Source organism: Enterococcus faecalis, assembly GCF_029024925.1.
GTDB lineage: Bacteria > Bacillota > Bacilli > Lactobacillales > Enterococcaceae > Enterococcus > Enterococcus faecalis.
Window position 1 is genome coordinate 773,612 of the sequence record NZ_CP118962.1, and the last position, 13,400, is coordinate 787,011.

Genomic DNA, 13,400 nt, shown 5'->3' on the forward strand with positions numbered 1-13,400 from the left:
TGTCTTGACACATTGCGGCTGTTCAGCTACACTTGAGAAAAACAAAAAGGTGTCATGACACCTTTAGGAGGCAGTTTTAATGAAAACAAACTCAGTAAAACGTTTAACAATTTCAGCACTTTTAATTGCAATGGGGATTATCATTCCAATGGTTATGCCAAGAATTACCATTGGTCCAGCCAGTTTTACGTTAGCAAGTCACGTCCCAGTTTTTATTGCCATGTTTATTTCTCCAGTGGTGGCAATTGCGGTTAGTCTAGGAACAGGTTTTGGTTTTTTCTTATCCGCAACACCGATTATTGCTTTGCGGGCCTTATCTCATTTGATTTTTGCAGTCATTGGCGCAGTGATTTTACAAAAGCATCCAGAAATTTTAATCAATAAAGAGGGGAAATTCACTTTATTAAATGGGAAATTACAGTTGTTTAACGTGGGAATTGGAGTGATTCATTCCGCTGCCGAGCTAGTGGTTGTTTCTGTATTTTACACAATGGGCAACTTGCCAGGAACCTATTATACAGCTGGCTTCATGTATTCTATTTTTCTTTTGATGGGCGTTGGTGGATTAATTCATAGTTTGGTGGATTTCAGTATTGCCTACTTTTTAGCAAGTACCTTAAGTAAACATGTAGATATTCCAACTTTTACAGAAGCGAAACAACCCAAAGTGATAAAGAAGAAGGTTAAATTAGCATAAAGAGAAACAATCGAGGCATCCGTCATTGTGACGGATGCCTCGAGATTTTTTATTTAATGACTTCTTCTGTTTGAGGGTCGAAGAAATGTCCTTTGTTAATATCAAAAGCTAAGTCAATCATTTCACCAGGATGGTGGAAGTCACGAGCATCTACTTTTGAGATAAACTCTGTATCACCAATTTTTGTATAAAGCATGGATTCAGCCCCTAATAATTCAGAAACAACGACTTCAGATTTAATCACTGCATCTTTCATTGCCGTTAAAGCCACTTGTTCGCTATGAATATCTTCTGGACGAATACCGAAAATTAATTCTTTGCCTTCATAACCATGTTCAACAAGCTCTTTGTTTCTTCCTTCAGGAATTGCTAGTTTTAAGCCATGTTGGTTAGAAATAACCCCATTGTTTAAGGTAACTTTGAAGAAATTCATGGCAGGTGAGCCGATGAACCCAGCTACGAACATATTTTTAGGTGTATTGTAAACTTCTTTTGGTGAACCAATTTGTTGAATAAAGCCATCTTTCATAATTACGATTCGGTCAGCCATGGTCATCGCTTCGGTTTGGTCATGTGTCACATAAATTGTCGTAGTTTCTAAACGTTGGTGTAGTTTAGCGATTTCAGCACGCATGGCTACACGTAATTTTGCATCCAAGTTTGATAAAGGTTCATCCATTAAAAAGACTTTGGCATCACGGACAATTGCCCGGCCAAGTGCAACACGTTGGCGTTGTCCACCAGAAAGCGCCGCAGGTTTACGCTGTAAGTACTCTGTTAAGCCCAGAATATCCGCAGCATTTTCCACCCGTTTTTTAATTTCAGCTTTATCATATTTTCTTAGTTTTAAACCAAAGGCCATGTTATCAAAAACAGTCATATGCGGGTAAAGCGCATAGTTTTGGAAAACCATGGCAATATCACGATCTTTCGGTGCAACGTCATTCATGACTTTGTCCCCAATTGATAATTCACCTTCAGTAATATCTTCTAAGCCAGCAATCATGCGCAATGTTGTTGATTTACCGCAACCAGAAGGTCCGACAAAGACGATAAATTCACGGTCTGTAATTTCTAAGTTAAAATCTGTAACAGAATAATGTTCTGCATTGTCATATTTTTTATAAACATTTCTAAGCGCCATTTCCACCATTTGATACGTCACTCTTTTCTTTTTGATTTGTTAATCATAGTTTAAATGAAAACGCTATCTTTCGGCAAGGGAGAGTTGCACAAGAAAAAGAAGACTTTTTCGTCAAGGTGACAAAGGACAAACACTCTCAGCGGATTTATCGCTAAACTTTTGTTATAATATAACAAAGACAGGAGTTGGATAACATGAAAATCGCTTTAATCGCTCATGATCGTAAAAAAACATTAATGATCAAACTAGCAACCGCTTATAAACATATTTTAGAAAAACATGAATTGTATGCAACGGGAACGACAGGCATGAAAGTGATGGAAGCAACTGGCTTACCCGTGCATTGCTTTAAATCGGGGCCATTAGGTGGGGATCAACAGATTGGCGCAATGATATCAGAAGACAACATTGATTTAGTTATTTTTTTAAGAGATCCTCTTTCCGCGCAACCGCATGAACCAGACGTGACGGCTTTGATTCGTCTAAGTGATGTCTATGAAATTCCTTTAGCGACCAATATCGGCAGTGCTGAAATTCTTTTGAGAGGTGTCGAGGCGGGGTTTGCGGACTTCCGTGAGGTTATCCATGAAGGGGATCGTCGACCGTTAGCTTTTTAGAGAACCTTAATGGTTATTTTGACTATTTTGTGGTATATTTTATGAGGACTTTTGTCCAAATAAAATAACAGAGTAGGAGACAAAGCGTTAAGTGCTAAAAGGATGGGATGTTGCCTTTTGGACGAAGAACATAAACAGTGTGTTGCTAGAAAGCAAAGGTTCTTACTTTGCTTATCATCAGAACAACACGTTCAGCTTTTTAATGTTCGCGGTTTTGTTTTCGCATTCGCTGCATGGTTCGTCATGTAGCAGCTCTTAGAGGAGATGCTAAAAATGACAAAGAAAAAATTTGGCACAAAATCCATTGCGTTAATGGGCGTACTCATTGCGGTGGTCGTTGTCTTTTCACGCTTTTTTGCGTATGAAACAACGTTTTTAAAAATCAGTTTCACGTTTATTCCAGAATCATTGATTGGGATGATTTTCGGACCTTTTTGGGCTGGAATCGGCACGGCGGTGGCTGATGTGGTAGGAATGTTGCTTTTTCCAAAGGCAGGCTATTTTCCTGGGTTTACTTTAAATGCCTTTTTGGCTGGTGCTATTTATGGTTATTTCTATTATAAGAAAGAAATGACATGGCAACGAGTGATTTTGGCGACATTGTTGGTCACCGTTTTAATTAATATCATTTTAACTCCTTTGTGGTTAAGTTTAATGTATGGCGTCAATCTAGCAAATTTTGCTTGGTGGGTGCCACGCTTAATTAAAACAGTTATTTTCTTTCCTATTCAAGTAATTGCCACTTATTATTTAGGCAATAAAATTCCCTTTAAACGTTTATTTGGAAAGCCATTATCTGAATTAGATCAATAAATTTAAAATTAAAAGAGTCACTTTTCATCATCCCAGAAAAGTGACTCTTTTTTATTGTGCTTTTTGATTAAACTGTGCTTCGTAAAGGTCACGATAATAACCCTGTTCTTTTTGCAATAATTCGTCATGGGTGCCAATTTCAACTACTTGACCATTGTCCATAACTAGAATTTTTTCAGCACTTTTGATTGTTGCTAAGCGATGGGCAATAACAAAACTGGTCCGGCCAGTCATCATTTGTAAAAAAGCATCCTGAATTTTTTGCTCGGTCAATGTATCAACTGAACTGGTCGCTTCATCTAAAATAAGCATCGGCGGATTACTAATCATCGTGCGTGCAATGGTCATTAATTGTCGTTGTCCTTCAGAAATTTTAACGCCTTGGGAACCAATCTCGGTATCTAGTCCTTGAGGTAAACGCATGACGAAATCAAAAATATGGGCTTTTTTCATGGCTTCTATAATTTCTTCGTCAGAGGCTTCAGGATTTCCGTACGTTAAATTTTCCCGAATGGAGCTATCGAATAGCCAAGTATCTTGGAGAACCATACCAAAACTTTTTCGTAAGCTGTCCCGAGTAATTTGAGTAATGTCGTGAGTATCAACCGTAATTTGACCATGGTCGACCTCGTAAAAGCGCATTAACAAATTCACTAATGTTGATTTACCCGCACCGGTTCGCCCAACAATGGCAATTGTTTCTCCTGGTTCAGCAATTAAATTAAAGTTTTCGATTAAAGGTCGCGTCGGCGTGTAAGAAAAATCAACGTCTTTAAATTCAACACGGCCTCGCGCTTCTTTCAAAACAATTGCGTTCGGGGCATCAGGACGTTCAACTGGTTGATCCATCATATCAAAAGTACGTTCCAATCCAGCTAAGGCTGCTTGGATTTGGTTGGTGATTCCTGAGAGTTCAATAAAAGGTTTAGAAAACTGACTAGAGTAAATGGTGAAACTGGAAATAACACCAACTGTGACTAAAGGATTGCCACTTAAAACTAACAAGCCACCGACTAATCCAATCGATAAGTAAGATAAATGGTCGATAAATCGAGAAAGTGGGTTGGTTAAGGAGGAAGAAAACTGAGCCTTCTGTCCTTTTTCATACAACGTTTGATTCAATGCTTCAAATGTTTCTTGTGTAGCTTGTTCTTGTTGAAAGGCTTTAACAATTTTTTGGTTGCCAACCATTTCTGAAACGAAGCCGGAAATTTCACCAACAATCGTTTGTTGTGCAGCAAAGTTTTTTTGTGAAGCTTTTGCAACAAGCCAGTTTACAATAAAAATAATCGGCGTACTGATAAGAACCACTAATGTGAGCAGGGGACTTAGCCGAATCATAAAGAGCAAAGCAACAACGACGGTGGCCATGCCAGAAAATAATTGGTTGAAGACAGCCGAGCAAGCCATTGAAATATTGTCAATATCGTTGGTAAAGCGACTGACGATATTTCCGTGTGATGTTTGGTCATAATAACTTAACGGTAATTGATTTAAATGGGCAAAGGCGTCTTTTCTCAGCTGTGTGGTCGATAAATAAGACACGCGATTACCGAGACGTTGAATCAGCCATTGACTTAGAACGGTTACGAGTAAAATCCCTGCTAATAAACCTAAAATTTTGATGAGTTGCGCAGCATTGACTTGTCCTTTACCAACCATTGTATCAACGGATTTACCTATATAATAAGTCATGAGGACAGTCGAAAAACCACTGAGAATTCCTAGGATTAAGGCGCCAATAATTTCTTTTGGATAGCGTAGTAAATACGGCTTAAAACGTGAGAAGGCACCAAAATGAATTTTTTTAGTTTGCATGGGTATCCTCCTCCTGTGACGCAACGATTTCTTGATACTCTTTAGAAGAAGTAAGTAATTCTTCGTGGGTGCCAAGGCCAGCGACTTTTCCACTATCTAGGACTAAAATTTGATTCGCCGTAGCAATCGAACTCACGCGTTGTGAAATTAAAATAACGGTTGTCTCTGCTCGTTCTTTTTGTAAAGCACGGCGCAGATTCAAATCTGTTTGATAGTCGAGGGCACTCAAGGAATCATCTAAAATAAGTAAATGCGGTTTCCTAATCAAGGCACGGGCAATGGTCAACCGTTGTCTTTGTCCACCAGAAAAGTTTTTTCCGCCTTCGTTAACAGGCGTGTCTAACCCTTGGTCTAATTGTTCAACAAATTCTTTACATTGGGCGATAGCTAATGCTTCCCAACAGTCTTCATCAGTTGCATTTGGTTTGCCCCATTGTAAGTTTTCTCGAATAGTCCCTGTAAATAAGACGGCAGTTTGTGGAACACTTGCAACTTGTTGGCGTAAAGTAAAGAGCGGCCAATCGCGCACATTTACACCATTAATAAAAAGGTTTCCTGCACTCACATCATAAAATCTGGGAATGAGTTGGGTTAAGGTACTTTTCCCGCTGCCGGTAGGTCCTGTGATGCCGAGAATTGAGCCTTTAGGAATCGTAAAATTGATATTTTCCAAAGCCAAACCGGCCTCTGGTTCATAGCGAAAATCTACATGGTCAAAGGTAATATCACCAAATTGTGGCGATGTTTTTGCTGATTCTGGTGTATCTGTTAACTGGCTTTCTACAGTTAAAACCTCATTGACACGGTTTGCGGAAGCGGCGGCTCGCGTAAAAATTACCACGAGATTAGAAGCAACAATTAAAGCGAGCATCATTTGATTCATATAATTGATCAATGCTAAAACTTCCCCTTGTTGCAAGGAACCAAAAGAAACTTTTAAGCCACTAAAATAAAGTAAAAATAAAATTCCAACATTCATAATCAAAGTGGTTAAAGGTGTTAATAAAGCAGAAACATTCGATACACGAATGTAAATATCGCCTAAATCATCTGAAGCTTTATCAACATGTCGTTGCTCTGTTTCCTTTCTAGCAAACGCACGGATCACACGGACACCGCTTAAGTTTTGACTAATTTGACGGTTTAACCGATCCAAATATTCTTGGACTTTTTGATATAAAGGCACAGTCACTTTAATGATAATAAAGAGAATAAGGCTAAAAATTGGTAAAAGTAATAGGAAAAGAAAGCCCATCTGCACATCAATGTAAAAAGCCATGACCACAGAACCAATACTTAAAAAAGGTGTCCGAATGACCAACCGAATAAACATCGCTAAAGCCAATTGAAGCTGGTTGATATCGTTTGTGATCCGAGTGATGAGGGTATCTGTACCAAAACTATTTAATTCTTTGTGTGAAAGCTGATTAATTTTCTTCATTAATTGATTTCTTAGCTCCGTCCCAAAACCTTGCGAAGCGACTGAAGCATAATATTGACAAATCATGACAAAAAATAAACCAACTAACGACATAACAAGCATCCAGAGGGCCATTTCTATGACAGTCTGTCGGTCGTTTTGACGAATACCGACATCGACTAAGTGAGCCATGAATAAGGGCAAGACTAACTCGAAACAAGCTTCTAAAAATTTGAAGACTGGACCGAGGATAATTTGTTTTCGATAATTTTTTGCGTATTTCAATAAACCAAACATAAGATTCCTCCCTTTGCTGCTCTCATTGTAGCCTAATCTTTCAATGAAAGAAAGTTGTTCGCTACATTTTCTCAACTTCTGTTAAAATAGAAGAAAAGCGCAAAGAAGTGGAGTGTGACAGAAACGTGGAAAAAATGAGTCAGGTTATTTTGTTATTTTTTATTTATTCCTTTATCGGCTGGTTATGGGAAACGGTGTATTGTTCATTAAAAGCTAAAAAATTTGTTTATCGAGGATTTTTGGTAGGGCCCTATTGTCCTATTTATGGATTTGGGGTCTTAAGCGTTCTCTATTTTGTGGAACCCTTTGAAAACAATCTCTTGGTATTGTATGTCGGATCGGCTGTTTTAGTGACGATTTTAGAATATGTCACTAGTTATGGCTTGGAAAAACTGTTCCATGCCTCTTGGTGGGATTATCATGATGTACCTTTTAATTTAAACGGTCGCGTGGCTTTACCGGTTTCTCTTTTTTGGGGATTGGGTTGTGTCTTGATTGTCAAAGTTATTCAACCAGAAATCGCCAAAGTTGTCAGTTTTTTACAAGCAACCTTTGGCAACTACTTAGCACTTTGCATAGTGATTGTAATGGGGCTTGACTTAATTTATACGTTGCTGAACATGCAAGGTTTCAAAAAACTTATTACCGAGATGGGCCAAACGTTGGAAACGAACCAACAAGAATTTAAGCAACGGTTGAACACAAAAATGGAAATAGCTACAGCTGATTGGCAGAAGTTAAAAGAACGAACCAAAAAAGAGTATTTCCAAAATCGGTTAAATTTCCAACAACGTCGTTTTATTAACAATTACCCAAAACTAACTTTAAAAAACATTAAAAATTCCAAAGAAGTTCGGCATCTCTTAGAAGATTTGAAGAAAAAGGGCCAATAATTAACAAAAAATATTACAAAATATTTCAATAAATGGTCTAATGGGATAAAAAAAAGAAAAATCGTCAAAAGCTAGTTTTTAAGGCGTCTTAAGAAATTCTTAAAGAATTGAGATAGAAATGGACTAATGAATAAACGCAGGATAAAAAAAGAGTTGCATTTAAATTGTAACAAATTGTAACATGATTGAAATAAAACAAGCCCTCCTGACTAGTATAATGAGTAGGTGTTTTAGATAAGTTAGGAAAGGTGTTGGATTTAGTGAAGGTTAAAAAGTTGATACCATTTTTAACAACAATGATGCTTATCAATTTTGGACTTCCAGTCGCTGCGGCAGCAGAATCACTTGATTCGTTGCAAGAAAAAGAAGCGCAAGCGAAACAATCTGGGGAGTTAATTAGTAAAGAAATCAATTCAGCCTTAGACGATGTAAATGCTAAATATGCGGAAATCGAACGTTTAAAAACGCAAATTTCGAAAGCGGAAGATACGTTGAAAACTTCGAAAGAGGAAATAGAAAAAACAGAAAAAAATATTTCTCGTCGTAAAGAAGCTGTTGGCGATCGTATGAAGGATATTCAATTAAATGGCGACCAACGTACTTGGCAAGCCTTATTAGATGCAGAAAATTTATCAGATTTCTTTAATCGGGCCTACGCCATGACCGTTTTACAAAACTTTGAACGGGAAAAGATTGAAAGCTTAACTAGCGAAAAAGAAAAGTTAGCTGCATTACAAGAAAAAGTTGAAAATACGCAAACAACTTTAAAACAAAATGAAGAGAAATTACAAGTTGAAGCTTCTTCAATGAATAATAAAGTCTCTGAGTTAAAAGAAAAAATGGCGAATAATGAAGAATTATTGGCTCAAATTTCGACAGACAAACAGAAAGAGCAACAACGCTTAGTCAGCGAAAAAGCAGCAGCTGAGGCACAGAAAAAACGTGCGGCAGAAACTGCCAAAGCAGAAGCAGCGAAGAAACAAGCAGCTGCCGACAAACAAGCGCAAGCAGATGCGGCGGCTAAACTAGAAGCCGAAGCTGCTGAAGAGTCAAGCAGTCAAGCATCAAGCTCTTCAACAAGTACGGAAAGCAGTAGCACTGAATCTTCAAGTTCAGCTAGTTCATCCGAATCGTCATCAACGACAGAATCATCGACAGGCGAATCATCAACACCAGGAACTGGCTCTGGTCGTGTGCTTCAGATGGAATCAACTGCTTATTCTTGGCGCGAAGCTGGTGCAAGTAATCTAAGTGCTACTGGTATTGACTTAAGTAAAGAAAGCAATGTAGTTGCAGTCGATCCAAGTGTAATTCCTCTAGGTTCATTAGTGAAAGTCTCTGGTTATGGCTTTGCTATTGCTGGGGATACAGGTGGCGCTATTCAAGGAAATATTATTGATGTTCATTTTGATTCAGTAGACCAATGCCGTCTTTGGGGACGACGTCAGGTTACAGTAGAAATTCAATAATAAATTTGTTATACTAAAGACAAGATAAAAGGAATTGGCTAAGTCAGTAATGATAGTAGCCAGTTCTTTTTTAGTTAAATGTAAAGGAGAATTACAATGATTCGCTCGGCAACAAAAGAAGACGGTAAAGCGATTGCTCGGCTGGTCTTAGTTATTTTAAAAGATATGGAGTTACCAATTTTAGAAGAAGTCTCAGAAGAACAAATGATTGACCTATTAGCAGAGGCAACGGCGTATCCAACCTATCGCTATGGCTATCAACGAATTTTAGTTTATGAACATGCAGGTGAAGTTGCAGGGATTGCTGTCGGCTATCCTGCAGAAGATGAAAAGATTATTGATGAACCTTTAAGAGAAGTCTTTAAAAAACATGGCTTAGCAGAAGATGTTCGGCTATTTATTGAAGAAGAAACCTTGCCTAATGAATGGTATTTAGACACGATCTCTGTGGATGAACGTTTCCGTGGAATGGGAATTGGTTCTAAGTTATTAGATGCTTTACCTGAAGTAGCCAAAGCTAGCGGGAAGCAAGCCTTGGGTCTAAATGTTGATTTTGACAATCCAGGGGCGAGAAAGTTATACGCAAGTAAAGGCTTTAAAGATGTCACAACAATGACTATTAGTGGTCACTTATACAATCATATGCAAAAAGAAGTGTAAAAATAACGAAGCTAAAGTCAATCACTTTAGCTTCGTTATTTTTCATTAATCCGTTAAAGGATCAAAATCTAATCCAAAATCATCGGAAGTTTTTTGTTTTTTCTTATTATATAACCAGTAGTCAAGGACAGCTGCTATACAGATGCACAACGGTGCGTCCTCATCATTGGCAACAGTTAAAACAAAATAGTCGCCTGTACAAAGCATGGTTTTATCCATTGACATGATTTTTTTATGGACTTGATAAATTGAATATTGGTGCGCTTTGATATCACCAACAACTGCCCAGTGAAGGCCTTGAACATAATAGAAATCAGCATTCAAATTGAACAGTTTTCGTAGAGTACCCACTTTTTCAAAACGCTGATATAACTCAAATCGTGTACCAAAAGTCCAAGAAACTTGTTTAATACTGGCTAAAATTTCTCCGTTCATTGCATATAAAGAAAGCGCATCTCCTCGTGTGCCCCAGCGCCCCACCAATAGAAAAAGTGAACGGCCTGCTTGGTCTTTCACGATGGTTCGCGTAACTTTTCCTAACTGTTGTTCTTGAATAAAAAATTCAGACACGACACGATCTCCTTTCTATATATAAATGAGTGCTGTAACTGGTAGTGCTTATTACAAATCTTCTCTTATTGCACGCAGGATGGCTTCGCCAACACCATTTTCTAAATTAGTGGCTGTTTCATATTTAGCATATTCTTTTAATTCCAGTTCGGCGTTGCCCATTGCAAAACTTACCCCAGCCCATTGAATCATGCTGACGTCATTTAAATTATCACCAATAGTCATGACTTGTTCAGCGGGAATCCCACGTTCTTTAGCGACGCGCGCAACCGCAATCCCTTTTTGTGCTAGGCGGTGGTTAATTTCAATATTATTAAGCGCAGAAGAGGTAACAACCAAATCATCTAGTTCTTCTACTTCCATCCCAGCAGGACCTAATACTTTCGGCCCATCCATACTGAAGCCAATAATTTTAAGGACTTCAATCGAATCATCTTTTAAAATGTCGTCTAAACGATCGACATAGGTAATATGCAATAAAGATAGGTGTGCTGAAGCCATGGCAATCGCCACTTTATAAGTTAAATGGGGCATGGATTCTGCAATATGAGCGGCAAAGTTTTCAATTCTTTTTTCTTGATGTTCAGAAAAAATACCTTTATTTGTAGAGATTTCATAGTAAACATTGTGTTGACTCAAAATAGTTAGTACTTCTGTTACTGTTTCTTTTTCGATCCCAGCCGTGAAAAGTGAGTGTCCATCTTTGTCAAACACTTGGGCGCCGTTTAAAGTAATCATGGCGCAGTCAATTCCAGCTTCTTCTAACGCGGGTTTCGCTTCGGTATATGCGCGGCCAGTAGCAACCATAAATTCGATTCCTAAACGTTCCGCTTCGCGAATTGCTGAAGCGTTATCATTTGTGATGCTCATTTTTGCATCTAAAAGTGTTCCATCCATATCTGAAGCAATTAATTTAATCATCGATTCTCTACACCTCATTATCTATTTAAAGCTTACCTATAGTTTACCACGTTTTTCCAAGAGAAAGTACCCAGAAATTTCTTGTCAGGTTTGGAGAAATTCGTTATGCTTAGAGAGCGAAGGAGTGAGCATTATGAAAGAAATTATTCACAATAGTTGGCAAACCGTTTTATCTGCTGAATTTGAAAAACCGTATTATCAAGAATTGCGGGAATTTTTGAAAAAAGAATATCAGACACAAACGATTTATCCAGATATGTATCATTTATTTTCAGCGTTAGAACTAACCCCTTTTGAAGAAGTAAAAGTAGTAATTTTGGGACAAGACCCATATCATGGACCCAATCAAGCACACGGACTAAGTTTCTCTGTCCAGCCAGGTGTGAAAGTGCCGCCATCTCTTGCGAATATTTACAAAGAATTACAAGCTGATTTAGGGTACCAACCCGTCAACCATGGCTTTTTAGAAAGCTGGGCCAAACAAGGCGTGTTATTATTAAATACTGTGTTGACCGTTCGGGCAGGTCAAGCCTATTCCCATCGAGGTAAAGGGTGGGAGCAACTGACAGATGTCATTATCGAAAAGTTGAATGAGCGTGAAAAACCTGTTGTTTTCATTTTATGGGGACGTCCTGCTCAAGAAAAAATTAAAATGATTGATACGACTCGGCATGTGATTATCAAATCGCCACACCCAAGTCCATTGTCAGCACATCGTGGTTTTTTTGGCTCACGTCCGTTTTCTCAAGCGAATGCCGCTCTAGAACGTTTAGGGGAAACGCCGATTGATTGGCAACTTCCTGAAACAGTGTAGTGTAACAGTGTATGCTGTTATAGTGTAGAAGAGTTAGTTTGTGAAAAGTTTATCGGATTATTGGTTTTTTTGACTAATACAGCTAGAAAAAACTGTTATTTTCTTTGAGAATAGTGTATGATGGATTTTGTAAATATAAAACTGGAGGGTTTATCGTGGAATTATTCGATAGCTTAAAATTTAAAGTCGTACGCCGTAATATCAAAATTGTTTTCCCTGAAGCAACAGATCCTAGAATATTAGGTGCTGCTGCCCGCTTAAAATCTGATGAATTAGTAGAACCAATCTTAATTGGTGATCCAACAGATATCGCAAATGCTGCTATGGCTCGTGGAATCAACACATCAAACTTTATTATTATCAACCCCAATGATTATGAAAAATGGGATGAAATGGTCGAAGCATTTGTTGAACGCCGTAATGGAAAAGCTACTAAAGAAGATGCTGAAAAAATCTTAAAAGATGTCAACTATTTCGGTACTATGTTAACTTACATGGGTATTGCTGATGGTATGGTTAGTGGTGCTATCCACTCAACAGGTGATACAGTTCGTCCTGCGTTACAAATTATTAAAACAAAACCAGGCGTGAGCCGTACAAGTGGTGCTTTCTTAATGATTCGTGGTCGTGACCAAGAAAGATATTTATTCTCAGACTGCGCGATTAACGTGAACCCAACTGCACAAGAATTAGCTGAAATTGCTGTTGATAGTGCCAAAACAGCTGAATTATTTGACATTGAACCTAAAGTTTCATTGTTAAGTTTTTCAACAAAAGGTTCTGCAAAAGCACCAGAAGTAACAAAAGTTGCTGAGGCTACAAAAATTGCGCAAGAATTAGCACCTGAATATGCGATTGATGGTGAATTACAATTTGATGCTTCTTATGTATCTTCTGTCGCACAATTAAAAGCGCCCAACTCAAAAGTTGCTGGAGAAGCAACAGTCTTTGTATTCCCAGATTTACAATCAGGAAACATTGGCTACAAAATTGCTCAACGTTTAGGTAACTTTGAAGCAATTGGCCCAATCTTACAAGGATTGAACAAACCAGTTTCTGATTTATCACGTGGTGCAAACGAAGAAGATGTTTATAAATTATCAATCATTACAGCTGCTCAAACATTAATGAACGACTAATTAACTATGTCGAAGCATGATAAATAAGCAAAGTAGAAGTTGAGGTTCCCAGGACACTTGGGCCTCAACTTTATTTTTTTGAAGCTGCCACTAGTCAACTTATTGAATTTTCGGTATACTTTCATACA

General features: G+C 38.1%; 13 protein-coding genes and 1 riboswitch. Of the genes, 8 read left to right on the plus strand and 5 right to left on the minus strand.

Annotated elements, in window-relative coordinates:
- The first annotated feature begins 79 nt into the window (after window positions 1-79).
- Entirely contained in the window at window positions 80-697 is a 618-nt protein-coding gene (locus PYW42_RS03810; RefSeq protein WP_002355821.1) for a hypothetical protein, read from the plus strand.
- A 49-nt stretch (window positions 698-746) separates the two neighbouring features.
- On the opposite strand, the gene PYW42_RS03815 is transcribed toward PYW42_RS03810, so the two are convergent.
- The gene (locus PYW42_RS03815) at window positions 747-1,850 is read right to left on the minus strand and encodes an ABC transporter ATP-binding protein (protein WP_002355822.1); all 1,104 of its coding nucleotides are present in this window, start codon (window positions 1,848-1,850) and stop codon (window positions 747-749) included.
- A gap of 185 nt (window positions 1,851-2,035) precedes the next feature.
- Here PYW42_RS03815 and mgsA point away from each other — a divergent pair, with 185 nt between their 5' ends.
- Window positions 2,036-2,458: a methylglyoxal synthase gene (mgsA, locus tag PYW42_RS03820; RefSeq protein WP_002355823.1), complete on the plus strand. Its 423-nt coding sequence runs from the start codon at window positions 2,036-2,038 to the stop codon at window positions 2,456-2,458.
- 66 nt (window positions 2,459-2,524) lie between these two features.
- Window positions 2,525-2,692: riboswitch (THF riboswitch) on the plus strand.
- Window positions 2,693-2,722: 30 nt separating this feature from the next.
- Complete coding sequence (locus PYW42_RS03825) at window positions 2,723-3,271, plus strand: folate family ECF transporter S component (RefSeq protein WP_002385065.1); 549 nt, start codon at window positions 2,723-2,725, stop codon at window positions 3,269-3,271.
- A gap of 51 nt (window positions 3,272-3,322) precedes the next feature.
- On the opposite strand, the gene PYW42_RS03830 is transcribed toward PYW42_RS03825, so the two are convergent.
- Together PYW42_RS03830 and PYW42_RS03835 are read right to left on the minus strand one after the other, a co-directional pair.
- On the minus strand, window positions 3,323-5,089 hold the full coding sequence (locus PYW42_RS03830; RefSeq protein ID WP_002361379.1) for an ABC transporter ATP-binding protein: 1,767 nt from the start codon (window positions 5,087-5,089) through the stop codon (window positions 3,323-3,325).
- Window positions 5,079-6,806, minus strand: a complete 1,728-nt coding sequence (locus PYW42_RS03835) for an ABC transporter ATP-binding protein (protein ID WP_002364705.1) — start codon at window positions 6,804-6,806, stop codon at window positions 5,079-5,081. The genes PYW42_RS03830 and PYW42_RS03835 overlap by 11 nt, the downstream gene beginning before the upstream one ends.
- A 125-nt stretch (window positions 6,807-6,931) precedes the next feature.
- Between PYW42_RS03835 and PYW42_RS03840 the strand changes: the two genes are divergently transcribed.
- The 3 genes from PYW42_RS03840 to PYW42_RS03850 all read left to right on the plus strand — a co-directional run bounded on the left by PYW42_RS03840 (window position 6,932) and on the right by PYW42_RS03850 (window position 9,828).
- Window positions 6,932-7,699, plus strand: coding sequence for a putative ABC transporter permease (locus PYW42_RS03840; protein WP_002388868.1), 768 nt, complete (start codon window positions 6,932-6,934; stop codon window positions 7,697-7,699).
- A 248-nt stretch (window positions 7,700-7,947) separates the two neighbouring features.
- Window positions 7,948-9,168, plus strand: coding sequence for a 3D domain-containing protein (locus PYW42_RS03845; protein WP_002386187.1), 1,221 nt, complete (start codon window positions 7,948-7,950; stop codon window positions 9,166-9,168).
- A 96-nt stretch (window positions 9,169-9,264) separates the two neighbouring features.
- Complete coding sequence (locus tag PYW42_RS03850; RefSeq protein WP_002388935.1) at window positions 9,265-9,828, plus strand: GNAT family N-acetyltransferase; 564 nt, start codon at window positions 9,265-9,267, stop codon at window positions 9,826-9,828.
- A 45-nt stretch (window positions 9,829-9,873) separates the two neighbouring features.
- On the opposite strand, the gene PYW42_RS03855 is transcribed toward PYW42_RS03850, so the two are convergent.
- Window positions 9,874-10,398, minus strand: coding sequence for an LURP-one-related/scramblase family protein (locus PYW42_RS03855; RefSeq protein WP_002355833.1), 525 nt, complete (start codon window positions 10,396-10,398; stop codon window positions 9,874-9,876).
- Window positions 10,399-10,449: 51 nt separating this feature from the next.
- Entirely contained in the window at window positions 10,450-11,319 is an 870-nt protein-coding gene (locus tag PYW42_RS03860) for a Cof-type HAD-IIB family hydrolase (protein ID WP_002383369.1), read from the minus strand.
- Window positions 11,320-11,452: 133 nt separating this feature from the next.
- Between PYW42_RS03860 and PYW42_RS03865 the strand changes: the two genes are divergently transcribed.
- Together PYW42_RS03865 and pta are read left to right on the plus strand one after the other, a co-directional pair.
- Window positions 11,453-12,133, plus strand: coding sequence for a uracil-DNA glycosylase (locus tag PYW42_RS03865; RefSeq protein WP_002363309.1), 681 nt, complete (start codon window positions 11,453-11,455; stop codon window positions 12,131-12,133).
- Window positions 12,134-12,288: 155 nt separating this feature from the next.
- Complete coding sequence (gene pta / locus PYW42_RS03870) at window positions 12,289-13,272, plus strand: phosphate acetyltransferase (protein ID WP_002355836.1); 984 nt, start codon at window positions 12,289-12,291, stop codon at window positions 13,270-13,272.
- Window positions 13,273-13,400: the final 128 nt, after the last annotated feature.